This is a genomic window from Bacillus sp. 2D03 (assembly GCF_003946765.1).
Classification (GTDB): domain Bacteria; phylum Bacillota; class Bacilli; order Bacillales; family Bacillaceae_G; genus Bacillus_A; species Bacillus_A cereus.
Genome location: NZ_RPSJ01000006.1, coordinates 95,858 through 122,259, shown reverse-complemented (window position 1 = coordinate 122,259; position 26,402 = coordinate 95,858). Strand labels below are relative to the sequence as shown.

Below are 26,402 nucleotides of genomic sequence, written 5' to 3'. Positions count from 1 at the left end.
ATCACATCCTCTCCATTAGTCTCTTGCTCTAGCGATAATGTGAATCGGTGTTCCTACGAAGCCAAATGATTCACGTAAGCGATTCTTTAAGAAACGCTCATATGAGAAGTGCAATAATTCTGGATCGTTTACAAACACAACAAATGTCGGTGGTTTTACCGCAACTTGTGTTGCATAGAAAATTTTCAGACGGCTACCATTATGAGTTGGCGTCGGATTCATCGCTACCGCATCCATAATTACATCGTTTAATACGTTCGTTTGAATACGGATACTATGACTTTCATTTACCTCATCGATAACCGGTATTAATGTTTGTGTACGTTTTCTTGTTTTTGCAGATAAGAAAACAATTGGTGCGTATTCTAAGAATTGGAAATGAGCACGGATATTTTCTTCAAATGCTTTCATTGTTTTCTCGTCTTTTTTCACTGCATCCCATTTATTTACAACGATAACAACAGCTCGCCCTGAATCATGAGCATATCCAGCGATTTTTTTATCTTGCTCAATAATTCCTTCTTCACCATCTAAAACGACTAAAACAACGTCAGAACGTTCAATCGCTCTTAGCGCACGAAGTACACTATATTTTTCTGTACTTTCATACACTTTTCCTTTTTTACGCATACCAGCTGTATCAATAATTACATAATCTTTTCCATCTTTACTATATGGTGTATCGACAGCATCACGAGTTGTTCCTGCTACATTACTAACAATTACACGCTCTTGACCAAGAAGAGCATTTACAAGTGATGATTTCCCTACGTTTGGACGTCCAATTAAAGAGAAACGAATTGTGTCTTCATCATATCCGTCTTCTTCAATCTTTGGAAAATGTTGTGCAGCTTCGTCTAGTAAGTCACCTAATCCTAATCCGTGTGTACCTGAAATTGGGAATGGTTCGCCAAATCCTAATGCATAAAAGTCATAAATGTCACTGCGCATTTCCGGATTGTCCACTTTATTTACTGCAAGTACAACCGGTTTATTTGAACGATATAAAATTTTTGCAACTTCTTCATCAGCTGCTGTTACACCGTCACGACCGTTTGTCATAAAAATGATAACATCCGCTTCATCAATTGCTACTTCAGCTTGTTGACGAATTTGTGTCAAAAACGGCTCGTCTCCAATATCAATTCCGCCCGTATCAATAATGTTAAATTCATGATTTAACCATTCTCCAGCGCTATAAATACGATCGCGCGTTACACCTGGAATATCTTCTACGATTGAAACTCTTTCTCCAACAATTCTATTGAAAATAGTAGATTTCCCTACGTTCGGGCGACCTACTATCGCTATTACTGGTTTCGGCATATACTTTCATCCTTTCAACTTGCTTCTGTTTATTATGTAAAAAACCCTTCTTTGTGCAAGAAGGGATTTGCATTCCAGAATATTTCTCAACGTATCAAAACACCTCACATTATAACACACGTTGCTAATGTTTCACAATAATATATACATTCTCTTGTAAGCGATGTGCAATACCATCTAAAATTGCCTCTAAATTATTTGCAATAAATTCTAGTTCCTCTGTCGATTCGCAAACGAATAAAGGAGCACCACCTGCAAATTTTTCTGGAGTCGTTGTTATAACTGCCAGAATAACACTTTCTAACATCATCTCTTATCTCCCCTTCCTTTCGGGGCTTCCGATGACATATGGACAGCACTTTCTAACGTTGGTACATTTCCTATGACACCTATCGCTTTCTCTGCATCTTGATCTTGCGGCAGTACAAAAATCCCAACCCTGCCATCCTCTAAATCACGCTTTGCTAACGGTACAAGCGCTGGTGTACCAGAATCTCTATAAATCCCTAACGCTACTGAAACATCGTGTAAAATAGCTTGTCGTTGCCCTAAATTTGAGATTGTAACCATCGCATCAATTGATTTCGGCTTTAAAATAAAACCCATACCATATTTCATAATTTCTTCTTGTCTTGCTGGCAATCCAATATTCATAATGTAAATATTGTCAATATAAAGCCCTGCTCCTTCAAAACGAAGCGGAACGTGCTCAATTTCAACAAGATCATGCAGCCTTTTACCAGACATTAATTTTTTCGCGATAAAAAATGCGATTATAGCCATAATTACTCCTGCAATCCATGAACGGAATCCTATATACGCAAACGTCGTTGCAAACGACGTTAACATTGCCAAATAGTTGCGACTTTCAAAAACCAATGCAATTCCTTCAATGTATGTATTTCCACGCGGTACGAGCTCATACCCATCTAATTGTTGAAGCGTATTTCTTTCCATATTACGTACATCACGAAATTGTGTCGCTGCTAACGTAAGAAATGTAATGGCAGAAAAATCTTTTTTCAAAATAGACGGGATTGCAATCGCTCCTAAAGCAGCTGCAATTAACCCCATTGCAATATGAATAATTTTCCCATGCAGCCTCGTCGGATATTGCCGCGTATCCGTCCGAAGCATTAGCACCCTTGTAACTGTCCCCGCTATTACGCCGCATAAAATGGCTGGTGTATATTCAGTCATGTATTACCCTCGCCTTTCTTTTACGTGTTTTTCTCTTAAACCGTTCCATGTATACTGATGCTTTTGCACTCCAAAACAATACTGCCATGAATAATGTAGAAACGGCGACGATATCAAAAAATGCTAAACTACCGTAATCATATGGGAAATTCAATTTCCTAAAAATAAATGTCACTAGCAGCTCTCCTTGTAACATCCCTACATATAGAGAACATAATCGTAATATGCGATCCCCATGCAATAACACCGATGCATACACAAGAGCACTACTTAGCAGAAACACTCTATCCACCACAATCCAAATCGGATCATATATTTCTAACAGATGAAAACTTGTATATAACATTGCAATAATAAGTGCCGAAAGTAAGCTATATAATTTTTTCCAGACAGAATATAGCGTGATCCCTATAAAAGAAATAATACAAAGTAAAAGAGCATTTACTGATACCACGAATGAGGCAATCGTTACATGTAACGGAGAGCAAATTATAAAAATCAGTATACAAGCGCCTAACTTCCACCGAATAAGGTCCTTTTTCATAAAAAAGGTTACAATGATCCACCCTATCCAAGCTACAAAATAAAAAGTACTTCCATCCATCAACTTCACCTCCTATGTTTTCCATTATGGGAACTTTTTATGAAAGTTAATCCACTTTATTTACGCATAGTTTTTTCTTATAACAGCAACACTTTTAACAAGGAGGTGTTATTCATTATGGGTAAAGATCGCCAAGAACGAAAACTACGAGAATCACGCCGCGTTGAATCCGATCGTGATCAATCACTACAATATCCAGGTGCAACTGGACTTGATACACCAGAACAGGCTCGAAAACAAAACCAGCACTAATTAATACAAAAAGACGGTTTCGATATTGTACGAAACCGTCTTTTACATAATCAGTTTAATGTTTTCTATTTATATTGAAATAATATTTTGCGCACTATATCCTCCCATTACTTCTTTTTACCTTCACCTATTCCCGTTAAAAATTAAGTTCTATCCAGTAATTCGACAACACACCATCTACATTTTTTAGTCCTTTTTCAATTGCAATTTTTACGAAATGATATTTTTATATAATACTAGTCCCATTCTCCACTTTATATTACGAAAAAGAATAGAACAAAAAAAATCAACCGAACGGTTGATTTTTTATCTCCTACTATAATGCGCAGTATCAATACCACGCTGCATTAACCAATGATATGTTTCACCCTTTACAACAAGAGGTACAGATTGCAACTCTTCTATCGTCTTCGCACCAAGAGCTGTCATTATAAATTTCAAATCTGTATGTAGAAGCTCAATTTCATCCACTAACTTCTCGATACCATCTTGCATTAAAATACGTAAAAAGTAACCAGCAAATGCAGTTGTATTCGCCCCTAATGCGATCGCTTTCGCTACGTCAAGCGCTGTTTGTATACCCCCAGATGCAATAAAAGAGAGGTTATTATTTGTAGAGGTTGCTTCAATAATCGAGGTTGCTGTTTGTATGCCCCAGTTATTAAAATAAGAAAGCATTCGCTGTCTTCTTTCATTTTCAACAGCAGCAAAATTTGTACCACCTTGCCCACCAATATCAATTGCTGTTACACCTACGTTCACTAACTGTTGCATTGTTTCCTTACTCATCCCAAATCCAACTTCTTTTACAATGATAGGAACTTTACTATTTAAAACAATTTTCTCAATACGCTGAAGTACTCCAGTAAAATCACGGTCTCCTTCTGGCATCGTTAACTCTTGTATGACATTTAAATGAATTTGTAATGCATTCGCTTCAATCATATCAACGGCGCGCTCTGCCTGCTCGATAGTTGCCTCACTACCTAAATTAGCAAAGAAAATACCATTTGGGTTTACCTTTCTAATCACCTTATAAGAAGCAGCTTCACTTTCATCTTTTAACGCCGCCATTTGCGAACCTACAGCCATAGCAAGGTTATGATGTTTCGCTACATATGCTAATTGCTCATTAATATGTAACGTTTTCTCTCCTCCACCACCAGTCATCGCATTGATAAAAATCGGCGAACTTAGTGAAAGTTCGCCGATTTTTGTTTCACATGTTATTGTGTCATAATTTGAATTTGGCAAGCTTTGATGCACAAAATCAATATCATGAAAGCCATGCGTACGAGACTGACCAGTAGAAAGAGCGTATTCAATATGATCTAATTTACGTTTTGCCCTTACCACTTGTACCCCTCATTATTTCTTTAATTTTTTCAGTTGTTCACCAATAATATCACTTAATTGGAAAGTAGCAGAATCAGCATTTGGCTCATACTGACTATAATCTTCAGTTACATTATTTTCCTCAAGCGCTTCTTTTATACTTAAAGAAATACGTTTCTCTGCTACGTGAACTTCAAGTACTTTCACTTTTACTTCTTGTCCCATTTCCAATACTTCATTCGGATTTTTCACGTGACGATTTGCAATTTGAGATACGTGTACAAGTCCTTCAACGCCCGGTAAAACCTCAACGAATGCACCAAATGTAACAAGGCGTTTTACTACTCCCTCACGAATATCTCCAGCTTTTATTTCGCCAGCAACGTTTTCCCAAGGTCCTGGTTGAGCTGCTTTAATTGATAAAGAAATACGTTGTGTATCAGCATCAACAGATAACACCTTTACCTTAACCTTTTGACCTTGCTCTAACACTTCAGAAGGTTGCTCTACACGTTCATGTGAAATTTGTGAAATGTGAACTAAACCGTCCACTCCACCAACATTAACGAATGCGCCAAAGTCAGTTAATCGTTGTACTGTTCCTTCAACAACGTCCCCTTCTTTTAATGAAGAAATTGCTTCTTTTTTCTTAGAATCTAGTTCTAATTCTACTACCGCTTTATGCGAAAGGATTACACGATTTTTTTCACGGTCTAATTCAACAATTTTCACCGCTAATGTTTTACCTTTATAGTCAGTAAAGTCTTCTACATAATGTACTTCTACAAGTGAAGCTGGAATAAAACCGCGAACACCAAGGTCCACAACTAATCCGCCATTCACAATATCTTTTACAGTAACATCAAATACATGACCAGAAGTAAATTTCTCTTGTAGTTCTACCCATGCTTTTTCTGCATCAACAGCACGTTTAGATAAGACAAGATCATCTTCTTCTAATTTAATAATTTTTAACTCTAGTGTTTGATCTAATTCTACAACATCGCTTGCTTTTTCAATATGAACGTTAGCTAATTCACTAATTGGAATTACGCCATCTGTTTTGTATCCAACATTTACAAGCACTTGTTTCTCTTCAACCTTCGTTACAGAACCTGTAACAACGTCACCAACTTGTAATTCTTTTGAATCCATAACTTCTTCATTCATTTTCTCTACCATGGAAATACCTCCCTACAGAATTGACAAAGCATTTTTTATGTATATACGAAATGAAAACAAAGTTTTCATTTGCATGTTTAAGAATTTCTCATCACATACTCTTTTTCAATAACATTCACAAGAAAATATATTAAACCTATATAAATAGTATACAGCAAAACCAGCTTGAAAAAAGTATGTTTTGAAATATAATAGCGAATATATTCTGACAGTTTTATTCCTCTTTAACTAACTTCTTACAAATCAGCTCATTTGTCAAGGAAAGAGACTCACAATTCACGTATCCTTTACATTTCTATTTAAACAAAAAAAGAAAGAGGATTATCCCCTTTCTTTATTTCGCAAACACTCCAGAAACAATGCTCATAATTTTTTGGACAACTTCTTCAATTGATAAAGAAGTCGTATCTAATTCCAATGCATCATCAGCCTTTTTTAGTGGAGAAACTTCGCGTTCTGAATCTAATTTATCACGCTGAGCAATTTCTTCTTTTAGCTGCTCTAAATTAGAATCGAAACCTTTATTTAAATTTTCTAAATGCCTTCTTTCCGCTCTTTCTTCAACAGAAGCAAGCATAAAGATTTTCACTTCAGCATCCGGTAATACATGTGTACCAATATCACGGCCATCCATTACAACGCCACCTTTTTTCGCTAACTCTTGCTGACGACGTACCATTTCTTCACGAACAAGGCGATGTTTCGCTACAATAGATACTCGATTCGTCACATCAGGTGTACGAATTACTTCAGAAACATCTTGTCCATTTAAAAATACAAGCTGTGTATTTTCTCCTTGCTGAAACTCAATATTTACATTCTTTACAACTTCCATTAACTGCTCTTCATTTTCAATGTCTACTTTTTGTTCAAGGGCTGCATATGTAAGCGTACGGTACATTGCGCCTGTATCAATATAAACATAAGAAAGTTCCTTCGCAACAACTTTTGCCACTGTACTTTTCCCTGCAGCTGCTGGACCATCTATAGCAATCGAAATTCGTTTATCCATTGTAACACCTCATTTTTTCACTTATAAAACAAAACGAAAAGCAGGTGTTCACCCTGCTTCTTCTCATTTGCTTCGCGTCATTAAATCCTCAATTATTGTAGCATAATCCTTCATAGAAGAAAATGAAAACTACCGATTCACCTGCAAGATTTCCACTTTGTTTTTTACCATAACACCCTCATAATAAACAATTTTAGATAAATATTTCACTGATGACCTATGTATAAATAACAATTGTACAACAGAAAGACAAATGAATTGTATTATTAATATACGAATAAAAATTCTCTCCATCTTTTTCACCGTAATTTCTCCCTCCTATACTATATTTGCACATTTCGTTTCGTAATTTTATACATCGTACATATAGCAGTTAATTTTATTGTCATTTTCGAGGCATACTTTTATACATTTCCATTGTCGAATTTACTCAAAACATGTTATGTTCTAAATGTATTTTTTTACTTGAAAGGGGTATAAGCATTGAAAAGAATCCTAGTTTTACACACAGGTGGAACAATTGCAATGGAGGAAGATAAAGAAACTGGGGTCGTACAACCAGGTAAAAAAAATCCTCTTTTAAAATTCATTCCTGATTTAGAAGGCGATGTTGATTTAATCGTTGAAGATGTGTTCCATCTACCATCTCCTCATATGACACCGAGCGAAATGTTACAATTACAAGTCATCATTGATGAAAGAGTAAAACAAGACAACATTCATGGCGTAGTTATTACGCATGGTACGGATACATTAGAAGAAACAGCTTATTTCTTAGATTTAACAGTACAAGCAACTATTCCGATCGTAGTGACAGGTGCAATGCGCTCTAGCAATGAGTTAGGTGCTGATGGTCTATATAACTTCTTATCAGCTGTAAAAGTTGCTAGTTTTGATGAAGCTGCAGAAAAAGGTGTTTTAGTCGTATTAAACGACGAAATTCATTGCGCTACAAATGTAACGAAAACACATACAAGTAATGTCGCAACATTCCAAAGTCCACAATACGGACCAATTGGAATGGTAACAAAACGCGGCGTTGTCTTCCATCACGCTTTAGTACATCGCGAATCATATACGATAAACAAAGTGTCTAAAAATGTAGTTGTTCTAAAAGCATATGCTGGCATGGATGATACATTATTAGCAGCAATCGAAAATCTTCCTGTAGACGGCATTGTTATCGAAGCTCTTGGACAAGGTAATCTCCCTCCAAGAACACTACCTAGCCTAGAAAGATTATTAAATAAAGGTATTCCTGTCGTATTAGTTTCTCGCTGTTTCAACGGTATCGTTCAAGACGTATATTCGTATGAAGGTGGCGGTAAACACTTAAAAGATATGGGCATTGTATTCACATACGGCTTAAATGCACAAAAAGCACGCATTAAATTACTTGTTGCATTAGAGAATACAAATTCCCATGAATCCATTCAAAATATGTTTATGCACGAATAAAAAGGAGCTGTCGAGATTTTCCCGACAGCTCCTTTTTATTTTTCTCTTGATGCAATGGTTTGCGCAATCGCATCTCCATGAAATCTACCGTTCTCGATAAATATTTCATTTGCATTATTTCCAGCAGCAATGACACCTGCAATGAAAATATTTTCAGCATTCGTTTCCATTCTATCCTCTGTATAAATTGGACGTCCTGTTTCTTCATCAATCTGAACACCCATCTTCGTTAAGAAGCTATGATCAGGATGATAACCAGTCATCGCAAATACAAAATCGTTTTGGATTGTAAAAGCTTCACCATCAACTGTAAACGTTAATGTATGCTCAGCAATCTCTTTCACATGAGCTCCAAAATGCATTTGAATTGTACCGTTTCGTACTAACGCCTCAAATTCCGGCAAAATCCAAGGCTTTATGCTTGGTGAATACTCACTTCCACGATACAGTACCGTTACACGTGCACCAGATTTAACAAGTTCTAACGCGGCATCTACACTCGAGTTTTTCCCACCTATAACTACTACATCTCGATCAAAATAAGGATGCCCCTCTTTAAAATAGTGAGCTACTTTCTTCAATTCCTCACCTGGAACATTCATATAATTTGGATTATCATAATATCCAGTTGCTACAACAATATATTTCGCTATATACATTTCCTTACTTCCGTCACGCTTTGTCGTCTCAACCTGAAAAACTTCTCCATCTTTTTGAACTTTCTCCACTCGCTCAAAAGCATTTACACGTACAGATTTACGTTTTACTACTTCACGATAATACGCAAGCGCTTGATTTCGAACTGGCTTACGATTTTCTGTAATAAAAGCTACATCACCAATTTCTAATTTTTCACTAGAAGAGAAAAATGTTTGATGAGTTGGATAATTATAAATGGCATTTACAATGTTTCCTTTTTCAATTACTAACGGATTTATCCCTACCTTTTGCAACGAAATTGCAGCCGCTAATCCGCACGGACCGCCTCCGATTATAATAACTGTTTCTTTCTGCATACTCGTCCACTCCTAGTCTTCTACCAATGCACTATTTATAAAAACAAGAAAAAACCTACTTACAGCAGTAGGCACCTATCTTTATTGTATTCATTTTTCATATATTTGTCATCTAAACGAAACGTACATCCGATAGACATCTGCTAAAAACTGCTGAAATTTAATACCTTGTTTCCCTAATACATTCTCAGGATCAATCTTTCTAGCTGGATCAAGCGTTTTATGTGACACGATATCTTTTTTCGGATTTAAGCCAAAGTTTTGGCATAAATACGCATGATACCATGTAAAACGATTATACGCTTCCCAAAAGTTAACATCGCCACCATAACAAAGTTCCACTCCAATGGCCGCCTTATTTGCGTCATAGCCATATAAGTCATTATCCGTCGGCACACCATATCGAACATGATACGCAACTTCATTTATAGGAATAATCTCCAATATTGTTTTATCATCTATAAATGTATGCGCCGAAGCTTTCGGTTGTAATTCATTAAAGTAATCTCGATTCCCTATCGCATTGCTTCCAGGATTCCCTGTATCATGGCTTACGATAAATCTCACTTTAGTCAGAGGAATCCCCGGTCGTGAACTTCCATATCCAATATAATTGCGCTCTATAGGAAACATCGCCATTGCTACCAACTCCCGCTCTAGAAGATTACCTTACTTCCTTATATATGTATTCGGTAGCAATGTCCTTATCGCATATTTCTTACGCGAAGAGAAAATCGAAAATATTTGAAGTGAACACCATAAACAACAAGATACTTACAGCCACTCCATAAAAACCGTAAAACCAAACACAATCTTCTTTCGTATCTAAACCGAAAAATTTATTTACCGATTGTAATAATGTGCCACGCTTGCTTTGTTTGTTTCGTAATACTTCCACTCGCTCTACAACATCTGCTGGCATCATAAATCTTTGGTCTACTGTCATTTTCATCATTTATCTCTCCTTAAAATCATTTCCGTTTTGTTTATCTAAGGAGAGTATAGCACGTTTGTTCGTATAGAACAAGCGTTCTTTTTTTATTTTTATTTTATTTTTCAGCAAGCCAAGTAAAAATTGAGATTACAACGGCAATAATCGGCCCTACTACAACCACACCAAATATCAGAAACAGTAGCCCTTCCCCGAACATCCGAATGGTACTTATTTTTCGAGCTTTCATCGTTCTTGCGAGTTCTCCCTCTAACCTCTTAACCTTTTCTTCTAATTGTTCTACTCGCTCCAGCATTTTATTCTCCATATACAACACCTCATTTAATACTTCAACAAAAAAACGTGATTCCCTCGAAAGGAAATCACGTTTTCTCAAGATATAATATTTTATACCCAACCTCTGAAGCGGCTTGCTTCAGCCATTTTACGAACACCAACCATGTACGCCGCTAAGCGCATGTTCACTTTACGAACTTGTGCTGTTTCATAAATAGAATCAAATGATCTTACCATTACTTTTTCTAAACGTTGTTCTACTTCTTCTTCAGTCCAGTAGTAACCTTGGTTATTTTGTACCCACTCAAAGTAAGATACTGTTACACCACCAGCACTTGCTAACACGTCTGGAACAAGTAAAATTCCGCGATCTGTTAAAATTTTAGTCGCTTCTAATGTTGTTGGACCATTTGCAGCTTCAACAACGATTTTCGCTTTAATATCATTAGCATTTTCTTCTGTAATTTGGTTCTCAATTGCAGCTGGAACTAAAATATCGCAATCAAGTTCTAACAATTCTTTGTTTGAAATTGTATTGTTAAATAGCTTTGTTACTGTACCGAAGCTATCACGACGGTCTAATAAATAATCAATATCTAATCCATTTGGATCATGTAACGCGCCGTAAGCATCTGAGATTGCAATAACTTTCGCACCTGCATCATGCATAAATTTAGCTAAGAAGCTACCAGCATTACCGAATCCTTGAACAACAACGCGTGCACCCTTAATATCAATGCCACGTTTTTTCGCAGCTTCGCGAATACAAATTGTTACACCTTTCGCTGTTGCTGTTTCACGTCCATGTGATCCACCTAATACAAGCGGTTTACCTGTAATAAATCCTGGTGAATTAAATTCATCAATACGGCTATACTCATCCATCATCCATGCCATAATTTGAGAGTTTGTGAATACATCTGGAGCTGGAATATCTTTCGTCGGTCCTACGATTTGGCTAATTGCTCGTACATAACCGCGGCTTAATCTTTCTAACTCACGGAATGACATTTCACGTGGATCACAAATAATTCCACCCTTACCTCCACCATATGGTAAATCAACAATACCACATTTTAAACTCATCCAGATTGAAAGTGCTTTCACTTCATTTTCTGTTACATTCGGATGGAAGCGAATCCCACCTTTCGTTGGACCAACAGCATCATTATGTTGTGCACGATATCCTGTAAATATTTTAACAGTCCCGTCATCCATACGAACTGGTATTTTCACTGTCATCATACGAATTGGTTCTTTTAATAATTCATATACTTCGTTTGGATAACCCAATTTTTCTAACGCTTCACTAATAACAATTTGTGTTGAATTCAATAGTTCAAAATGTTGTTCCCTTTGTTGTTGTGTTTTTGTTTGAGTTCCCTTTTCGGCTACCATAGTAAGTAAACCCCCTGTAATTTCACTTGTTTAGTAAACCTTCATTGCCTAGTATACACCCTTAAATTTGGAATGCAATAGAAAACGCTAACAAATATATACAAACTATTTTCTGTTGCAAGCGTTTTCACTATTATTATAGTCCTTTTATTACTTTTAGAAAAGTAAAATACTTAAATATTTAAATGTTTTTTATTTTCATCAACCACACTCCTATAAAACTGCATATTTTATTTTCAAAAAGTATGTTCGAGTATTTACAATCATCCCTTCCCTTCTCCAAATAAAAACAAAACCTCAGCTATGTTGTATTAGCTGAGGTTTTGTTTTTTCACAAAGTAATTGTGTATTTGCTCTATCGCGTTAACATCCATTAATTCTTTACCGTACTCCATGATGCGATAAATGGTTGCTGTAGACGGATTACCGTATTCCGCTAAAATAGCTATAAAATCCGCCTTTAACAATTGAATTTGTTCCTCTTCTTCCACCCAAAGATAGAAGCGCTCATCCCACGTATATAGCTTTCCGCCAGTTACACCAAGGTTATATAAGCGATTCGACAGGTTAATTACGTCATCTAGCGTAGCAAACTCATATAATATATGCTCACTTTCATCTAGAGTCACTTGCATTTCAATAAACTCGTCACGGAACTCATCATCTGTATCCATTTCTTGATTTTCTTTCGTTACAATTACAACCATTCCTTGTGCTTGTAGAGAAAACACTTCAACTGCAATCGGACCATCTGCTTCAAACCCTAATTCCTTATTTGCTTCTTGCATCATATCACGAAATAATTGCTGTACTTTCGGTGCATTTCTCCATAAATCTTCTTTCGTTAATCCTCGTTCAGATAAATCATCAAATGTTAGAAAAATTTTTATCTTATTGTAATTTAATCGTTCCAGCCTCATCTCATACCCTCCCTACGTAACCAATGCATCTAATTTTTATTATATGAAATAGAAAATAGATGGTTCTTTTCGAACAACTATTCCGACATTTTTAACCATCCATCCCATTCTTCTTTCGTATCACCAATTAAGATTGTTTCAATGTCCAACTGGTTTAGAACGCCTAGCTTTCCGATAAATCCAACTGAAAGAGATTCCCTTTTTTCTTGTAATAAATTTATAAAGTTCATCGTCTTTTTCATTTCTTGTTCGTCAGCAAAAGATACAAATACATATTTCGGCTGTATTTCCTCTACCGCTGATAACATACCATCTTCAGCTAAGCTTGTCCTAATATATATCGCCTCATATCCTTTTAAGCGTAAATAAGTTGAAAAAATAAATCCTTTCAATGCATCCTTTTCTAACACAATAACTTTGTGTAAAGAGGAAAACATTGAGGCATTGTGATACACCATCCCTAGACGCGTTTGTAAAAATGATAGTGCATATTGAAATTGCACCATTGAAATCTCATTATTATTTTTTGACGTTAATAATTTGTCTGTCACTCGAAGAACAATACTGGCAACAACCTTCTCTGTTGAATATATACTAAAAGCTTCGTTTAATAATGCAGCAATTGTAATTTCATCAAATTTTAACAAAGCTTGTAGCAAATCGTCCACTAAAACAACTTCTTTATCGAAATGTATCTCTTTTTGAACTGTACTCTGCAAACGATTCTCTTCTAATAATTGAACTGCTTGTCCAATCATCATACCGGAAGAAACTTTTTCCATTAACCATTTTAAAATTTGAATATGCTCTTCTGTATATAAACGATGCCCAGCTTGATTCCGCTTTGGGGCAATAATTTGATATCGTCTTTCCCATGCACGAAGCGTACTCGGCTGAACTCCAATTATATTCGAAACGGCTTTTATATTGTATTTCCCATTAAGAGTTGGCATCATTTCCCTCCGCACAATGTAATGATGTGTGTTTGAGCAGGTGCTCGGAAACGAAGTGGTATCAATGTTGTTCCATACCCATTACTAACAAAGAGAATCGTATTTAAATGGTTATATACGCCACCTTTTAAATATTTTTTAGATGGGAATAATCGGATTTGCCCTCCATGCGTATGTCCACTTAAGACAAGTGAAATCTGTTCATTTCCAGACATTTTTTTTATTATATCAGGGTTGTGACTAACTAGGATACGAAAACCATCTTCTTTACAATCCGCCAATGCCAAATCTAGACGATCACGGTGCAATCCAACATCATCTATACCGAGCAAACAAATTTTCTCGCCTAATTCAGACTCAAATACCACTCTTGTATTATCTAAAACTTTTACGTTATTTTCTAATAATAACGCATCTAATTCATGATATTCTATCTCATAATCATTGTTTCCCCACACAAAATATACAGGAGCTATCTCTCTTAACTTTTGAATATTCGCAGAGATTTTTGATAAAGAGACACCTTTCTCCGCTAAATCTCCTCCGATAATTACGAGATCTACTTTTCCTTTTACTTGTTCAATTAACAAATTCGAAATGACTCTTCTATGAATATCAGAAATAAAAAACACATTTACTTTTTGAAAACTTTTCGGAAATTCTTTAAATACTAAAGTATGTTCCAACACCGTATTACGCATCGCTTCTTTATACATCACAAGAAGCAATAAAATCCCCATGCCTATGAGAGTACTGAATAATATAATCCATATCATATTTTTGACTCCCCTCCTCATAAAGATAATCCTAGGCTTTTATAACAAACTGTGATCGCTTAACTCACTAGCTTTCTTGCTTTGTGGACTTATCTTTTATCGGAATTTTTAATTCTTGACCTGCACTCACTTCATCTTCTTGCAAGTTATTATACTTTTTAATTACTTCAATTCCATTTCCATCTGAAAAATATTGCTTCGCTATACTTTCTAAAGTTTCTCCCTCTTTCACAGTATGCGTTATTACTTTTTCAGAATGTTTCTGTGACTCAGATTTAGCTGAATCAAAGAAGATTACTTCAAACGCACTTTTTCCGGCATTATTACTATCACCCTTCACCTGAATATATTTATCCGTATACCACAAAATACTAATTGGCAGCAGAATGAATAGAAATGTTAAAACCCGGACGAAAATGTGATTTATTTTAAACTTTTGTTTTTTTTCTTTATTTCTATGAATTTCACTACGCGGCGGTAAACTTTCTTTTTCTTCCACTCGCTCAACTTCTAATTCCTCTTCAAAATCAGGAATTCGTTTCCTCATGTTGTTCACCACCACCTTCCATTTATTTTCTTAATTGGAGTCCCATTATAAAATCAACAAGAAAGTGTGCAAAGATTGTTATAAACAAATTTCCTGTCCATTCAAATACATAACCAAAGACAAAACTAATGAAACAGACGAAACAAAACAAAAATGGCTTTGTTATATAACGAATATGTAACACTGCAAATACGAAGCTCGCAATTACAATTCCAAAATGAGTCTGTACTACACCTCTAAATAAAAATTCTTCTGCAAAACCAATTAAGAACGTAATAACGAGTAAATGCAGAACGGACATTCCTCGAAACATCTTATCGTTAATACCACCATCATCAAACCAAGACTCCGGAAACACTCGCATTGCAACATAATCTAATAACACAATACCAATCGCTAACAAACCACCTATAATAAGTATAGATACTGGTTCCCACTTCCATAAATTAAAGACTTCTTTTACATCTTGAAATAATATATATGCCAGTAAACAGCCAATACCGATAATAATTAACTGTGTTATATATAGATTCAGCCTTATTTCCTGCGGACTCATATCTTCAACATTATGCCTTTGAATGTTCATCATTCCTCCATCTTTTCTAGGCCGAAAAGCTTTTGTAACTCTGTTTCCCAATTATAGTCGAAATCCGATTGTTGCGCTCGTCTTTTTTTATAATCTTCTTTTGTAATACCGCAATAATCGCAGCAATTAATTAACTCTTGCTCTTTCCTATAACCGAACTGTTGCAGCACATATTCACGTCTACATCCTTTAACTTGTATCCATGACTTCATATTTTCTAGCTCACTATATTTATTACGCAACCTTATTTCTACTTCAGCTATTAATCGGTTCATGATTTCATCTGACAAACCTTCTAATAATAATCTTCGTTGTTGTATAATTCCAACCTGTTCGAGATGATAACGAACGAAACGCCAATATTGCTCATTAAATCTTGCTGCATTATAACAAATTTCTTCTACATCTTCTATTGGTAATTCTTTCGTTTGAAACATTCTTTCTTGTAGTAAAGAAAATAAAAATTGTATTTGTGACTTACTCGGCAATTCATCCTCAATGATTGAAATTGGTAAATCATGATCCAACGGACTACATAATAAAATAGCTATACTCGGTTCGCCATCTCTTCCAGCTCTTCCGATTTCTTGTAAGTAAGAAGCTATATTAGTTGGATAATGAAAATGAATAATATATCGCGTATTCGCCTTATTTACCCCCATACCAAATGCGCTTGTGCATATTACAAGTTGCAATTGATCGTTCATAAACTGCTGTTGAATTAACATACGCTCTTCATGTTCCATACCACCATGATAAAAAGCTACACCAGTAACACCTTTCCCTCTCAAGTATTCCGTTAACCTTTCTGTCCACGCTCTACTTGAGCAATATACAATCCCCGGCCCTTGTAAATACATCACCTGCTCTAAAAGCGCCTCTTTCTTTTCTTCTATCGTCTCTACAAATTGCACATCCATTGCAATATTAGGACGGTCAATAGAGTATACATGTTCCGCGGCACCCTTTAAATTTAAACTATTTGCGATATCCTGCAGTACCCCTTTTGTCGCTGTGGCTGTCAATGCTAATACTGTAGGAGAACCAATATTTTCAATAACTACATTTAGTTTTTTATAGTCTGGTCTAAAATCATAACCCCATTGAGAAATACAATGAGCCTCATCAACAACAAATAATGAAATATGAATTTTCTTCAATTCTCTAATTAATAACTCCGACTGTAACATCTCTGGTGAAACAAAAATAAATTTATATGAAGATAATTTTTTCATCGCTTCTCTTTTTTCATTTAATGTCCGAAAACTATTAAATGCTATTACTCGGTTTTTCACAACATACTTTAATTGTGTCACTTGATCTTCCATTAAAGATAATAACGGTGATACAACAAGCACTGTTCCTTCTCGCATAAGCCCCGGAAACTGATAGCACATAGATTTCCCTCTTCCAGTCGGAAGCATCGCTATCACATCTTTTCCTTCTAATAAATCTGTAATAACTCCTTTTTGACCTGGACGAAATTCAGAATATCCAAACCACTTATATAAATATTCTTCAAGTTTCATTTACACCCTCCATCCGCGCTAATACAAGACGAACTTCAAAATAAGAGATATCTTCTCCAACCGCTTGTTTCAAAACACGTAACTTCCGCGTTTGCAATGCTTCAATTACTTTTATTACTTTGTCTATCTTTTCTTTTTCCATAAACATTTCAATAGAAAAATCTTTTTCTCGCAAAGCAATTTCAACAAAATGATCTTCTATCGTTGCAACCTTTAAATTCCGAATCGTCGCTATTTCTTCTAAAGAACGTCCTTGTCTCCAAAAATTATATGTTTTTTTCGTCGATAAACTAAATAATTCAGCTCTCTCATTTGGATAAGATATAATTTCAGCTAATAGTGGAAATTCATTTTCTTTATCACGAACTTCTTGTATAAAGAAATGCATTGTACCCCAAAATAAAAAATACACCCTGAATATATCTTGTTTCGTAATTTCTGCTAATTGTTGCAATGTACAACCAATACGTTCATAACCCGTTAGCCGATATGTTACAATCGTCGCTTCTATCGTATTGCTCTTTTCTAAAAGATTATGTACTTCCGTCCATAGTTTTCTCGCCAACTCACTTCTCTTATATGGTATTCCTGTTAGAAAACGTTTCACCCACATCATTATTTCTGTATCTTGCTGAATTGGGATAAACTTCGTATTATTCTGTTGTAAATTTGATATAGTTTGAATAATTAATGATAATCTTTTCCAAAATGTTTCACCTAATTCACCATAATGTAAACCATGCAAATGCGCCGGAAAAGCATAAACTTCCTCCCATTTATGTAACTGCATTTTACCCGTAGGTGTTAACACATATGTATTTTCATGTATTTCTTGAATAAAATTCGCTTGCAACAACTTTGCAACTTCACCATCATAGTCATTTCTATTCAACGATTTGTATATTCCGAACAAAAAAGAAATTCGGAACATATTTCCATCTTGTAAAGTTTGCGAAGAACGTTTGCCCTTTAGTAAATAATAAATAGAAGAAACGGTTCTTTCACCATTCAATTGTTTTAAACAATGCAACAAAGTATATTGTATTTGCATGACCGCTTCCACCTTCCAATCTTAACTTCATTCTTTTCAGTACAATTACACTATCTACTTTCGCTCATTAAACTTATCATATAAGAACTATATACTTGTATATATTCTATTGTATCAAACGAAATCATATTTACGTATTTTGAAAATCTTATGACATAATTCAAAAATAAGTTGACACTCTAATTGATAAGCATTATCATTATAATTTTATGTTGAAAAGTTTTACAAACCGTTTTACAATAAGGTTATAATTTTTATGGCGAGCTTTTCACATACATATTATCAGGAGGGAAAAAAGATGGCAAAATATACAATCGTTGATAAAGATACTTGTATTGCATGTGGTGCTTGTGGCGCTGCTGCACCAGACATTTATGACTATGATGATGAAGGTATTGCATTTGTAACATTAGATGATAACCAAGGTATCGTTGAAATTCCAGATGTATTAATTGAAGATATGATGGATGCATTCGAAGGCTGTCCAACTGACTCAATTAAAGTTGCTGACGAATCATTCGACGGAGACGCTTTAAAATTCGAATAGTCTTTTATTAACTTCAAAAAATGCCCCTCATATTGATGAGGGGCATTTTTTGTATCTAAATTTTATTTTCCTTAATAAAAAACCATTAGTAGTTTCACACTACTAATGGTTTTAATATATATTATGCATTTTTCATTTTTGCAAACACCCATACTTTCAGGCGTGAGAATAATGCTACAAATACAATTGTTACAACAATCCCTTTAATTAAATTAAATGGTAAGATTGCCGTTACAACCGTTGTTCTTATAGCTTCGCTAGACATAGCCGGTGAATTTAAAAACCAAGTGTAAGCCGGGAATATGATGATGTAGTTTAATACACTCATAATAAGTGCCATTGTAATTGTCCCTAGCATTAATCCTGTAGTTAAACTCTTCACAGTACGATACTTTCTAAATAAGAAAGCTGCTGGTCCAATAAATAAACATCCTGCAATAAAGTTTGCAATTTCTCCAACTGGTACTCCCGTTAAACTTCCTTGAATCCCGTAATGTAAAATGTTCTTTATCGCCTCTACAATCACTCCTGCTACTGGTCCAAAGATAATTGCTGCAATTAGAGCTGGTACATCACTAAAATCAATTTTCAAAAATGGCGGAAGCCCTGGGAACGGGAAATCTAACATCATTAGTAAATATGCAATACTACTTAGCATCGCTACACTCACCATCTGCACTACACTGTTTTTTTGTTTCATCTTTCTCTCTCCTTTTCCATCGATCATCTCATGGAAAGTGGAAAGGTTCTGCTATGCCTATTTTTTCATAGAACGAAAAAACCCTTTGTGTTTTACACAAAGGGAGAATTTAAGGCACATCAAACAGACGTTCAAATCCATATCTTTTTTGAACGCTTGAACCTCCATCTTCTCCCATCCAGACTATACTGTCGGCTTTGGAATCACACCAAATCCTGCCTTAACGGCTCGCGGGCTTAGAACAAAATCATAAATAGTTCATCACCGCCGGTCGGGATTTTCACCCTGCCCCGAAGATAGACCGATATTCTATTTTCCCCTTCATTATACAACAACCTCATAACATTGTGAACTAAAAAATTGTAACTTATTTAAAATTAGTTATTTATTTTTCGTAACAAAAAATAAATTGCGAGATATTTTACAATACAATCCATATTTTTTATTATTCGGCATTTCTCTTTTGAATTACCTAGTCATATATAATTAAAAGTGATAAGATATTGAATTGTTAAGATAAGAACATTTTCTGAGTTATGGAGGAAATGTCATGAAAAAAGACAAGAGACATTCTATTCGAGAAGCAATGAAAAAAAACTTAAGAAAAGAATACTTTTACTTAAAAAAAGAATTACTTTTCTATTGCCCAATTGATTTAGGCACATTCTCAAACGAGACATACTATGCTACTTTCGATGAAGATGGCATCAGTATTTATCAGTATGATAAAAAAACAGAAAGTAAATTAAAATTGTGTGAGCGTCATCCGTGGAAGAGTTGGAATAAAGTGAAGATTGATCACTATTTGACAACTTCTCAATTTATTTTTCAGGGTGAGCGAAATTGGATCTTATCTCTTTTTCAAAAAGGAAAAGAAGCTCAAAAAATTATTGAAGAGCATACATCTTTACAAACAGAAGTTGTTTCCCGCTCTTTCTTAAAAAAACTTCCTGGTTTTCGTTCTAATACACCACTGAATAAATACATCGGTAGTATTTGTTACACTGCACTTATTGCATTTTTATTAAAATGGATGATTCCATTTCAAGCACCACAAATCGCCCTGTATTCTATTTCGATTGGTTGTATGCTTCTTGGCCTACTTTGTTTGACAATCGGTTTAATTGAACCGACTATCGTACTGTTTCGAACAAAAGAGAAAACAAGAACAAAAGTTTTTTACTTATATAGCTATTTAGCTATTTCTGGATTTATATGTGTCTTTATTTTTTGGTAAAAGAAGCCGTCCCAAAATAAATTTTGGGACGGTTTTCTTTTAGATATAGATGCTCTGATTCACTCAATAGTTCTAGCAAAAGCGCCCATATAATTTCATTTACATTGAACCTTATTTAAGAAGAACATAAATTTGTTCAAAGTTTAATTTTTGAGATGTTTCCTTCACTTAACATATAATTGTTGATTAGGATAAATTAGCTCTTGCTGCAATCCATTTTTTTCTTTAATTTCCTTAAGTGTCATACTAAATTTCCGTGCAATACTAACTAAAGTATCCCCTTTTTGTACGACATATAATGATGAAGAAACAACTTCATTTCTTTGTTCATTTAAAACAAGCAATGGGTTCATCGCATTCTTTTTCGCCATCGTCCATCTTCCTTGATGAAGCTCTAGATGTAAGTGTGCACCTCGCGATTCTCCCGTGTTCCCTACTTCTCCAATTTTTTCTCCTTTGGAAATATAATCTCCTTGCCCCACATATCTCTTATTTAAATGTGCATATACAGCCTCATATTCTCCGTGTTTAATAAATACAACATTTCCATAACTACTTGAATAATAAGACTTCGTTACCCTACCATCTTGAATAGCTACCACAGGCGTTCCAATCGGCGCAGCTACATCAATACCATAGTGTTTTCCATGCCTTGTCCCAAAATAATCACTTATCTGACCTTCAACAGGCCATGTCCATCGATTTTCTTCTGCATAAACATGTAATTGAGATACAAACAGTATACTCAATAACATGACGCCGCATTTTAAAACTTTCATATACATCCTCCGTTTTCTAATTACCACCATACCTTCTCTATTTTGGTATATTACAGAAAAAAGTATACAAAAAAAGAAAGTGAATTACTCCACTTCCTTCTCTTTCTTATCACGAAAAACTAATGCACTACGGTTATACTCCACATCTTTCACTTGTAATCGGGCATTTATTACTCGAGCTATCGCAAACAAATAATCAGATAATCTATTTACATACTTTAAGACAACTTCATTTATTTTCACTTCTTTTTGCAATGATACTATAGAGCGTTCTGCTCTCCTTACAACAGTACGTGCAATATGAATAGTAGCCGCCGCCTCGCTACCACCTGGCAAAATAAAGCGTTCTAATGGCGGGGCTTCTTCTATATATAAATCAATCTTTCTTTCTAAACTTTCAACCATCTCAATTGTCACTTTATAAGGAATTTTTTGTTCCACTATTGCCAAGTCTCCTCCGCAATCAAATAGTTCATGTTGAATATTTTCGAGCTCATTGTAAATATCTCTAAAAGCCCCGCCTTGAACCTTAGTCATTGCATATCCAATATGAGAATTTGCCTCGTCTATTGTTCCATACGCTTCCACACGGATATCATCTTTATCAACCCTGCCACCTATTACACTTGTCGTTCCTTTATCTCCTGTTTTTGTATATAATTTCATTTCTTCACAGCACCCTCTCTTGTTATTCTTGATTCGATCAAGATAGAAAAAAGTTCTACCATTCTTTATTTAATTGAGTTTACAAAAAAATAAAAAACAGCAGAACTTTATTCATTATCAACTTTAAAAACACATATCTAAATTATACGATTCGGTAAATATACAGAGAATGTAGTTCCTTCTCCAACAACACTTGATACAGAAATTTTACCGTCATGGCCTTGAACAATATTTTTCGCAATCGCAAGCCCAAGTCCTGTTCCACCCTTTTTCCCACGTGTTCTTGCTTTATCAGCTTTATAGAAACGATCAAATAAAAATGGAATATCCTCTTCTGGAATGCCTGCACCCGAATCTTGTACTTCAAAAATGAGGCCATTATTTTTTGTATCAATTACAAGCGTTACATGTCCACCCGCATTCGTATGACGAATTGCGTTATCAATCAAGTTCGTCAACACTTGTTCCATCCGATCTGCATCAAACGCATATTCTTCAATCTGATTCCGGAAATCAACTGTTAGTTCAACTTCTTTATCCTTTGCAATCCCTTGGAATTTACGACCAATTTTTTCCACAAATGGATGTATGTCGACTTCACCAATATGTAACTCTACGTGACCGCTTTCCATACGAGCTAAATCTAACAATTCATTTACAAGTTTACCTAAACGAACGGATTCATCATAAATGATTTGAACAAACTCATCTATTTCCTCTTTCGTTTGCACAATATCATCTAAAATCGCTTCACTATACCCTTGCAGCATGACCATCGGTGTACGAAGTTCATGTGATACATTCGCAATAAAGTCTTGACGCATTTTCTCAAGACGACGTTCTTCCGTCATATCTCGCAGTACCGCTACAGCCCCACGAATTTTCGTTTGATTGTAAAGTGGTGTCATAAGAACTACATAGTTCCCTTTTTGTAAATTAATTTCAACAACTTGTTGTTGCTCGCTTTCTACAACGAGATGGAATAGTTCCACAAGTTCAGAAGGTAATTTTTTTCTTAACTCTATCTCTTTTTCTTCTTGCCAAACTTGTAAGAAATGTTCAGCCGGTGGATTAATAACTACGACTTCACCTTCTTGATTTAACGTAATAACTCCATCTGCCATACTACTCAAAATACTGGCTAACTGTTCTTTTTCTTGCTGCAAAGCATTCATATTAAACTTCAACTGTTTACCCATTTGATTTAAGGCCGTTGCCAGCTCACCAATTTCGTCCTGAGATACCATAGGAGCCTTTGCATCAAATTTCCCACGTGACACTTCAAAAGCAACCTCACGCATTTTACGAAGCGGTGCTGTAATCCGAGTAGATAAGAAGAACGCAAAGAAAGTTGTTAATATAATCGCAATCCCAGCGGCTAAGAAAATGAAATCAGTCGTTCTCTCCATATCTTTTATTGGCACTTGTAAAGATTCATATACGAACACTGCGCTTTGATTTTTTGATTGCACTGGTTTCCCAACGATCACAATATCATTTTCAGTGCTTTTATTCTTTCTACTATCAGAAGCTTTTCTAATGTTGTTCTTAATTTCTTTTTTGTCCGTAAAAACAGCGGCTAATTCTTTATCTTCTTTTAAATCATCCATTGTAAGAGTGACTAACCCTTCTTGTTTCGGTGAAGAAGAGATTTCCTTGCCATCTTCTACAATAATAATCCTTGAAAGTGGATCAGAGAATTTGTACGCGATGTTCTCAATCGTTTTTACATCGGCACCTTCTTCAATTAATTCCGTAACACTTGTTGCGACTTTTTGAAGTCTATTTTCACTCATATCAACATAATACGTTCTAAAAAATTGTGAAAGTAAAATCGCAACAAATCCAAGAACAAACGAAACGAGAAGTAATATGGTCATCCATAACTTCCCTACTACACTTCTCCAAAGCATCAGTCGTTCACAACCTCAAATTTGTAACCTACACCCCAAACAGTAACAATCATTTTCGCTGCATCTGGTGATTTTTTGCTCAACTTCTCACGTAAACGCTTTACATGTGTATCAACTGTACGTAAATCTCCGAAGAATTCATATTGCCATACTTCTTTTAACAGCTGCTCACGATCGAATACTTTATCAGGAGCTTTCGCTAAAAATAATAGTAACTCATATTCTTTCGGCGTTAAGTTTACTTCATTGCCATCTGCAGTAACACGGTGTGCATCGTTATCAATTGTTAAGTGAGGGAATACAGTAACATCTTTTGTCGTTGTATCTTGTGTAAAGAATGTTGTTGGTACAGCACGACGTAATACCGCTTTCACACGTAGCACGACCTCACGTGGACTAAACGGCTTTACAATATAATCATCTGTTCCAACTTCAAATCCTTGTACTCTATTTACTTCTTCACCTTTTGCTGTCAGCATAATAATTGGTGTCGCTTTCTTCTCACGAACCCCTTTACATACTTCAATGCCATCTTTACCAGGCATCATAAGATCTAATAAGATTAAATCGTAATCATTTTGCAACGCCATTTCTAAAGCTGTATCACCATTATCTGCTTCTTCAATCGTATATTGTTCTCTTTCTAAGTACATTTTCAATAAACGACGAATACGATCCTCATCATCTACAATTAAAATTCTTGATTCATTTGCCATCTCTACCCGCTGCGTACTCTCACCTCAGCGGTTCACACCTACCCTTCTTTAACTATTATGTTGCGCTATTCTCGTTTATTTAAGCAATCTTCTAAATGTTTCACTTCCCATATTATGCTTCACAAGAATAATAAATTTTGTTCAATTTTTTTCCAAAACTATGTATTTTTTTTGAACTGTATATAATGTCCTCGACATCATTTTACAAAATCAACCGCTACTTTGTCATGTTTTTCTCAAAAAAGAAGAAAAGTTGACAAAAATAAAATAGGAAAGTGACATACACTCTCCTATTTTATTTCTCTATGCATATGAATGTAAACCGGCAATAATTAAGTTTACTACAATAAAGTTAAACATAATGATTGCAAAACCAATTACTGCAAGCCAAGCTGATTTCTCTCCATGCCACCCTTTAGATAATCGTAAATGTAGTACTGCAGCATAAAAGAGCCACGTTATAAGTGCCCAAACCTCTTTCGGATCCCAGCCCCAAAAGCGCGTCCACGCTATTTGAGCCCAAATCATCGCAAAAATTAATGCACCTAATGTGAAAACTGGGAATCCAATTGCAATAGATCGATATCCGATTTCATCTAGTAGATCACTATTCGTATTCTTTACTAACGGCTGAAGTGCCGCCGATACTCGCTTCCGTAAAACGAGTCTTAATACAATATACAGTAATGTTCCAACTAACACTGACCAAATAACAGTATTTAATTTTTTTGCATTTACAATTGCTGGAACTTCAACTGCCGGTTCTAATTTATTTTCTGTCAGTAACTTCCCTTCATGCGGTCCAACTAAAGCCGGAAGATTGTACTTCATTTCCAGTTGTTGTTCATTTTTATCAATCCATTGAAACTTCGCTTCATATTTCATACTAGAAAATACCGTTGTTACTCCAATAAATCCAACTGTACAAACAAGTGTAAATACTACCGTCTCTAGCCAAAATGTACGTTTACTTCTCGTCGATTGATCTACATTTTTCAATAAATACATAACGCCTGTAATAAAACTAATCGCTAAAATGGCTTGTCCTGCTGCTGCAGTCGTCACGTGAATATGTAACCAATTACTTTTTAAAGATGGAATAAGCGGAGATATTTCCCTCGGAAACATACTTGCATAGGCAATTAATAAAAGCGCAACTGGTAATGCAAATAGTCCGATTATGCTTACACGGTACATAAAATACATGACAATAAATGCTCCTACAAGCATCATGCCGAAAAATGTACCGAATTCAAAAAAGTTACTAACTGGCGCATGCCCTGATGCAATCCACCTTGTAACAAAATATACTGTTTGTGCTATAAACCCTAAAATTGTAATCGTTATTCCTACATTTGCCCATTTATGACCCTTTTCTTTAATGGCTCCCCCAAAAAATAGAGTCGCAATTAAATATAAAATAAATGCGGTAAAGAGAAAGTTACTACTTATTTGCACCATATCGTTTCCC

The 26,402-nt window shown here is 35.3% G+C and carries 30 protein-coding genes and 1 riboswitch; of the genes, 4 read left to right on the top strand and 26 right to left on the bottom strand.

What is annotated here, in order from left to right; genetic code table 11:
• Nucleotides 1-15 precede the first annotated feature (15 nt).
• From der to EBQ15_RS15315, 4 genes are all read right to left on the bottom strand, one after another.
• Complete coding sequence (gene der, locus EBQ15_RS15330) at nucleotides 16-1,326, bottom strand: ribosome biogenesis GTPase Der (protein WP_001125893.1); 1,311 nt, start codon at nucleotides 1,324-1,326, stop codon at nucleotides 16-18.
• Between the two features lie 124 nt (nucleotides 1,327-1,450).
• Nucleotides 1,451-1,636 carry a capping complex subunit for YIEGIA gene (locus tag EBQ15_RS15325; protein WP_000979058.1) on the bottom strand — a complete coding sequence of 62 codons (186 nt, stop codon included), beginning with the start codon at nucleotides 1,634-1,636 and terminating at the stop codon, nucleotides 1,451-1,453.
• Complete coding sequence (locus EBQ15_RS15320) at nucleotides 1,633-2,526, bottom strand: YIEGIA family protein (protein ID WP_000141596.1); 894 nt, start codon at nucleotides 2,524-2,526, stop codon at nucleotides 1,633-1,635. Before EBQ15_RS15320 ends, EBQ15_RS15325 begins: the two co-directional genes overlap by 4 nt.
• On the bottom strand, nucleotides 2,519-3,130 hold the full coding sequence (locus EBQ15_RS15315; protein ID WP_000349096.1) for a YphA family membrane protein: 612 nt from the start codon (nucleotides 3,128-3,130) through the stop codon (nucleotides 2,519-2,521). Before EBQ15_RS15315 ends, EBQ15_RS15320 begins: the two co-directional genes overlap by 8 nt.
• 117 nt (nucleotides 3,131-3,247) lie before the next feature.
• On the opposite strand from EBQ15_RS15315, the gene EBQ15_RS15310 reads away from it, so the two are divergent.
• Entirely contained in the window at nucleotides 3,248-3,382 is a 135-nt protein-coding gene (locus EBQ15_RS15310) for a YpzI family protein (protein ID WP_000513900.1), read from the top strand.
• A 306-nt stretch (nucleotides 3,383-3,688) separates the two neighbouring features.
• On the opposite strand, the gene EBQ15_RS15305 is transcribed toward EBQ15_RS15310, so the two are convergent.
• The 4 genes from EBQ15_RS15305 to EBQ15_RS31170 all read right to left on the bottom strand — a co-directional run bounded on the left by EBQ15_RS15305 (nucleotide 3,689) and on the right by EBQ15_RS31170 (nucleotide 7,214).
• On the bottom strand, nucleotides 3,689-4,738 hold the full coding sequence (locus tag EBQ15_RS15305; protein ID WP_000251036.1) for a type 2 isopentenyl-diphosphate Delta-isomerase: 1,050 nt from the start codon (nucleotides 4,736-4,738) through the stop codon (nucleotides 3,689-3,691).
• Nucleotides 4,739-4,750: 12 nt separating this feature from the next.
• The gene (rpsA, locus tag EBQ15_RS15300) at nucleotides 4,751-5,899 is read right to left on the bottom strand and encodes a 30S ribosomal protein S1 (RefSeq protein WP_000229561.1); all 1,149 of its coding nucleotides are present in this window, start codon (nucleotides 5,897-5,899) and stop codon (nucleotides 4,751-4,753) included.
• Nucleotides 5,900-6,233: 334 nt separating this feature from the next.
• Nucleotides 6,234-6,911, bottom strand: a complete 678-nt coding sequence (gene cmk / locus EBQ15_RS15295; RefSeq protein WP_000361252.1) for a (d)CMP kinase — start codon at nucleotides 6,909-6,911, stop codon at nucleotides 6,234-6,236.
• 129 nt (nucleotides 6,912-7,040) lie between these two features.
• Complete coding sequence (locus EBQ15_RS31170) at nucleotides 7,041-7,214, bottom strand: YpfB family protein (protein ID WP_000738058.1); 174 nt, start codon at nucleotides 7,212-7,214, stop codon at nucleotides 7,041-7,043.
• A gap of 180 nt (nucleotides 7,215-7,394) precedes the next feature.
• On the opposite strand from EBQ15_RS31170, the gene ansA reads away from it, so the two are divergent.
• The gene (gene ansA, locus EBQ15_RS15290; RefSeq protein WP_000822027.1) at nucleotides 7,395-8,369 is read left to right on the top strand and encodes an asparaginase; all 975 of its coding nucleotides are present in this window, start codon (nucleotides 7,395-7,397) and stop codon (nucleotides 8,367-8,369) included.
• A 35-nt stretch (nucleotides 8,370-8,404) separates the two neighbouring features.
• On the opposite strand, the gene EBQ15_RS15285 is transcribed toward ansA, so the two are convergent.
• The 12 genes from EBQ15_RS15285 to EBQ15_RS15230 form a co-directional block, all read right to left on the bottom strand.
• A complete protein-coding gene (locus EBQ15_RS15285) occupies nucleotides 8,405-9,385 on the bottom strand; it encodes a YpdA family putative bacillithiol disulfide reductase (protein WP_001168515.1) in 981 nt (326 codons plus the stop codon).
• Between the two features lie 108 nt (nucleotides 9,386-9,493).
• Nucleotides 9,494-10,024: a peptidoglycan recognition protein family protein gene (locus EBQ15_RS15280; protein WP_001240655.1), complete on the bottom strand. Its 531-nt coding sequence runs from the start codon at nucleotides 10,022-10,024 to the stop codon at nucleotides 9,494-9,496.
• A 79-nt stretch (nucleotides 10,025-10,103) separates the two neighbouring features.
• Nucleotides 10,104-10,340 carry a DUF3961 domain-containing protein gene (locus EBQ15_RS15275; protein WP_001983018.1) on the bottom strand — a complete coding sequence of 79 codons (237 nt, stop codon included), beginning with the start codon at nucleotides 10,338-10,340 and terminating at the stop codon, nucleotides 10,104-10,106.
• Between the two features lie 94 nt (nucleotides 10,341-10,434).
• A complete protein-coding gene (locus EBQ15_RS15270) occupies nucleotides 10,435-10,644 on the bottom strand; it encodes a hypothetical protein (RefSeq protein WP_000428473.1) in 210 nt (69 codons plus the stop codon).
• Between the two features lie 80 nt (nucleotides 10,645-10,724).
• A complete protein-coding gene (gene gudB / locus EBQ15_RS15265) occupies nucleotides 10,725-12,011 on the bottom strand; it encodes an NAD-specific glutamate dehydrogenase (protein ID WP_000225173.1) in 1,287 nt (428 codons plus the stop codon).
• Nucleotides 12,012-12,322: 311 nt separating this feature from the next.
• The gene (locus EBQ15_RS15260; RefSeq protein WP_001235402.1) at nucleotides 12,323-12,931 is read right to left on the bottom strand and encodes a genetic competence negative regulator; all 609 of its coding nucleotides are present in this window, start codon (nucleotides 12,929-12,931) and stop codon (nucleotides 12,323-12,325) included.
• A 77-nt stretch (nucleotides 12,932-13,008) separates the two neighbouring features.
• Nucleotides 13,009-13,884 (bottom strand): MerR family transcriptional regulator, encoded by an 876-nt coding sequence (locus EBQ15_RS15255; protein WP_001142651.1) that lies wholly within the window; start codon nucleotides 13,882-13,884, stop codon nucleotides 13,009-13,011.
• On the bottom strand, nucleotides 13,884-14,660 hold the full coding sequence (locus EBQ15_RS15250) for a metallophosphoesterase (protein WP_000637796.1): 777 nt from the start codon (nucleotides 14,658-14,660) through the stop codon (nucleotides 13,884-13,886). The genes EBQ15_RS15255 and EBQ15_RS15250 overlap by 1 nt, the downstream gene beginning before the upstream one ends.
• 67 nt (nucleotides 14,661-14,727) lie before the next feature.
• The gene (locus EBQ15_RS15245) at nucleotides 14,728-15,207 is read right to left on the bottom strand and encodes a LysM peptidoglycan-binding domain-containing protein (protein ID WP_001231553.1); all 480 of its coding nucleotides are present in this window, start codon (nucleotides 15,205-15,207) and stop codon (nucleotides 14,728-14,730) included.
• Between the two features lie 22 nt (nucleotides 15,208-15,229).
• Nucleotides 15,230-15,793 carry a CPBP family intramembrane glutamic endopeptidase gene (locus EBQ15_RS15240; protein ID WP_001025780.1) on the bottom strand — a complete coding sequence of 188 codons (564 nt, stop codon included), beginning with the start codon at nucleotides 15,791-15,793 and terminating at the stop codon, nucleotides 15,230-15,232.
• Nucleotides 15,793-17,322: an ATP-dependent DNA helicase RecQ gene (gene recQ, locus EBQ15_RS15235; protein WP_000762980.1), complete on the bottom strand. Its 1,530-nt coding sequence runs from the start codon at nucleotides 17,320-17,322 to the stop codon at nucleotides 15,793-15,795. The genes EBQ15_RS15240 and recQ overlap by 1 nt, the downstream gene beginning before the upstream one ends.
• Nucleotides 17,312-18,373 carry a YpbB family protein gene (locus EBQ15_RS15230; RefSeq protein ID WP_001167008.1) on the bottom strand — a complete coding sequence of 354 codons (1,062 nt, stop codon included), beginning with the start codon at nucleotides 18,371-18,373 and terminating at the stop codon, nucleotides 17,312-17,314. The genes recQ and EBQ15_RS15230 overlap by 11 nt, the downstream gene beginning before the upstream one ends.
• A 298-nt stretch (nucleotides 18,374-18,671) precedes the next feature.
• Between EBQ15_RS15230 and EBQ15_RS15225 the strand changes: the two genes are divergently transcribed.
• Nucleotides 18,672-18,920, top strand: a complete 249-nt coding sequence (locus EBQ15_RS15225; protein WP_001151993.1) for a ferredoxin — start codon at nucleotides 18,672-18,674, stop codon at nucleotides 18,918-18,920.
• A 121-nt stretch (nucleotides 18,921-19,041) separates the two neighbouring features.
• On the opposite strand, the gene EBQ15_RS15220 is transcribed toward EBQ15_RS15225, so the two are convergent.
• Nucleotides 19,042-19,620 (bottom strand): ECF transporter S component, encoded by a 579-nt coding sequence (locus EBQ15_RS15220; RefSeq protein ID WP_000810856.1) that lies wholly within the window; start codon nucleotides 19,618-19,620, stop codon nucleotides 19,042-19,044.
• Between the two features lie 162 nt (nucleotides 19,621-19,782).
• Nucleotides 19,783-19,922, bottom strand: a riboswitch (FMN riboswitch).
• Between the two features lie 248 nt (nucleotides 19,923-20,170).
• On the opposite strand from EBQ15_RS15220, the gene EBQ15_RS15215 reads away from it, so the two are divergent.
• A complete protein-coding gene (locus EBQ15_RS15215) occupies nucleotides 20,171-20,857 on the top strand; it encodes a hypothetical protein (protein ID WP_000710837.1) in 687 nt (228 codons plus the stop codon).
• A 164-nt stretch (nucleotides 20,858-21,021) separates the two neighbouring features.
• On the opposite strand, the gene EBQ15_RS15210 is transcribed toward EBQ15_RS15215, so the two are convergent.
• The 5 genes from EBQ15_RS15210 to resC all read right to left on the bottom strand — a co-directional run bounded on the left by EBQ15_RS15210 (nucleotide 21,022) and on the right by resC (nucleotide 26,392).
• Entirely contained in the window at nucleotides 21,022-21,636 is a 615-nt protein-coding gene (locus EBQ15_RS15210) for a peptidoglycan DD-metalloendopeptidase family protein (protein ID WP_000866122.1), read from the bottom strand.
• 84 nt (nucleotides 21,637-21,720) lie between these two features.
• A complete protein-coding gene (locus tag EBQ15_RS15205) occupies nucleotides 21,721-22,302 on the bottom strand; it encodes a cob(I)yrinic acid a,c-diamide adenosyltransferase (RefSeq protein ID WP_000781277.1) in 582 nt (193 codons plus the stop codon).
• Nucleotides 22,303-22,439: 137 nt separating this feature from the next.
• Complete coding sequence (resE, locus tag EBQ15_RS15200) at nucleotides 22,440-24,215, bottom strand: sensor histidine kinase ResE (protein ID WP_000964695.1); 1,776 nt, start codon at nucleotides 24,213-24,215, stop codon at nucleotides 22,440-22,442.
• Nucleotides 24,215-24,931: a DNA-binding response regulator ResD gene (gene resD, locus EBQ15_RS15195; protein WP_001262938.1), complete on the bottom strand. Its 717-nt coding sequence runs from the start codon at nucleotides 24,929-24,931 to the stop codon at nucleotides 24,215-24,217. The genes resE and resD overlap by 1 nt, the downstream gene beginning before the upstream one ends.
• Before the next feature lie 303 nt (nucleotides 24,932-25,234).
• Nucleotides 25,235-26,392, bottom strand: a complete 1,158-nt coding sequence (gene resC / locus EBQ15_RS15190; RefSeq protein ID WP_000250081.1) for a cytochrome c biogenesis protein ResC — start codon at nucleotides 26,390-26,392, stop codon at nucleotides 25,235-25,237.
• Nucleotides 26,393-26,402 lie beyond the last annotated feature (10 nt).

What these genes read in the sequence shown, in the direction of transcription:
- der (WP_001125893.1), bottom strand. Translation starts at nt 1,326, where the DNA reads ATGCCGAAACCAGTAATAGCGATAGTAGGTCGCCCGAACGTAGGGAAA.
- EBQ15_RS15325 (WP_000979058.1), bottom strand. Translation starts at nt 1,636, where the DNA reads ATGATGTTAGAAAGTGTTATTCTGGCAGTTATAACAACGACTCCAGAA.
- EBQ15_RS15320 (WP_000141596.1), bottom strand. Translation starts at nt 2,526, where the DNA reads ATGACTGAATATACACCAGCCATTTTATGCGGCGTAATAGCGGGGACA.
- EBQ15_RS15315 (WP_000349096.1), bottom strand. Translation starts at nt 3,130, where the DNA reads ATGGATGGAAGTACTTTTTATTTTGTAGCTTGGATAGGGTGGATCATT.
- EBQ15_RS15310 (WP_000513900.1), top strand. Translation starts at nt 3,248, where the DNA reads ATGGGTAAAGATCGCCAAGAACGAAAACTACGAGAATCACGCCGCGTT.
- rpsA (WP_000229561.1), bottom strand. Translation starts at nt 5,899, where the DNA reads ATGGTAGAGAAAATGAATGAAGAAGTTATGGATTCAAAAGAATTACAA.
- cmk (WP_000361252.1), bottom strand. Translation starts at nt 6,911, where the DNA reads ATGGATAAACGAATTTCGATTGCTATAGATGGTCCAGCAGCTGCAGGG.
- EBQ15_RS15285 (WP_001168515.1), bottom strand. Translation starts at nt 9,385, where the DNA reads ATGCAGAAAGAAACAGTTATTATAATCGGAGGCGGTCCGTGCGGATTA.
- EBQ15_RS15280 (WP_001240655.1), bottom strand. Translation starts at nt 10,024, where the DNA reads ATGGCGATGTTTCCTATAGAGCGCAATTATATTGGATATGGAAGTTCA.
- EBQ15_RS15275 (WP_001983018.1), bottom strand. Translation starts at nt 10,340, where the DNA reads ATGATGAAAATGACAGTAGACCAAAGATTTATGATGCCAGCAGATGTT.
- EBQ15_RS15270 (WP_000428473.1), bottom strand. Translation starts at nt 10,644, where the DNA reads ATGGAGAATAAAATGCTGGAGCGAGTAGAACAATTAGAAGAAAAGGTT.
- gudB (WP_000225173.1), bottom strand. Translation starts at nt 12,011, where the DNA reads ATGGTAGCCGAAAAGGGAACTCAAACAAAAACACAACAACAAAGGGAA.
- EBQ15_RS15260 (WP_001235402.1), bottom strand. Translation starts at nt 12,931, where the DNA reads ATGAGGCTGGAACGATTAAATTACAATAAGATAAAAATTTTTCTAACA.
- EBQ15_RS15255 (WP_001142651.1), bottom strand. Translation starts at nt 13,884, where the DNA reads ATGCCAACTCTTAATGGGAAATACAATATAAAAGCCGTTTCGAATATA.
- EBQ15_RS15250 (WP_000637796.1), bottom strand. Translation starts at nt 14,660, where the DNA reads ATGATATGGATTATATTATTCAGTACTCTCATAGGCATGGGGATTTTA.
- EBQ15_RS15245 (WP_001231553.1), bottom strand. Translation starts at nt 15,207, where the DNA reads ATGAGGAAACGAATTCCTGATTTTGAAGAGGAATTAGAAGTTGAGCGA.
- EBQ15_RS15240 (WP_001025780.1), bottom strand. Translation starts at nt 15,793, where the DNA reads ATGAACATTCAAAGGCATAATGTTGAAGATATGAGTCCGCAGGAAATA.
- recQ (WP_000762980.1), bottom strand. Translation starts at nt 17,322, where the DNA reads ATGAAACTTGAAGAATATTTATATAAGTGGTTTGGATATTCTGAATTT.
- EBQ15_RS15230 (WP_001167008.1), bottom strand. Translation starts at nt 18,373, where the DNA reads ATGCAAATACAATATACTTTGTTGCATTGTTTAAAACAATTGAATGGT.
- EBQ15_RS15225 (WP_001151993.1), top strand. Translation starts at nt 18,672, where the DNA reads ATGGCAAAATATACAATCGTTGATAAAGATACTTGTATTGCATGTGGT.
- EBQ15_RS15220 (WP_000810856.1), bottom strand. Translation starts at nt 19,620, where the DNA reads ATGAAACAAAAAAACAGTGTAGTGCAGATGGTGAGTGTAGCGATGCTA.
- EBQ15_RS15215 (WP_000710837.1), top strand. Translation starts at nt 20,171, where the DNA reads ATGAAAAAAGACAAGAGACATTCTATTCGAGAAGCAATGAAAAAAAAC.
- EBQ15_RS15210 (WP_000866122.1), bottom strand. Translation starts at nt 21,636, where the DNA reads ATGAAAGTTTTAAAATGCGGCGTCATGTTATTGAGTATACTGTTTGTA.
- EBQ15_RS15205 (WP_000781277.1), bottom strand. Translation starts at nt 22,302, where the DNA reads ATGAAATTATATACAAAAACAGGAGATAAAGGAACGACAAGTGTAATA.
- resE (WP_000964695.1), bottom strand. Translation starts at nt 24,215, where the DNA reads ATGCTTTGGAGAAGTGTAGTAGGGAAGTTATGGATGACCATATTACTT.
- resD (WP_001262938.1), bottom strand. Translation starts at nt 24,931, where the DNA reads ATGGCAAATGAATCAAGAATTTTAATTGTAGATGATGAGGATCGTATT.
- resC (WP_000250081.1), bottom strand. Translation starts at nt 26,392, where the DNA reads ATGGTGCAAATAAGTAGTAACTTTCTCTTTACCGCATTTATTTTATAT.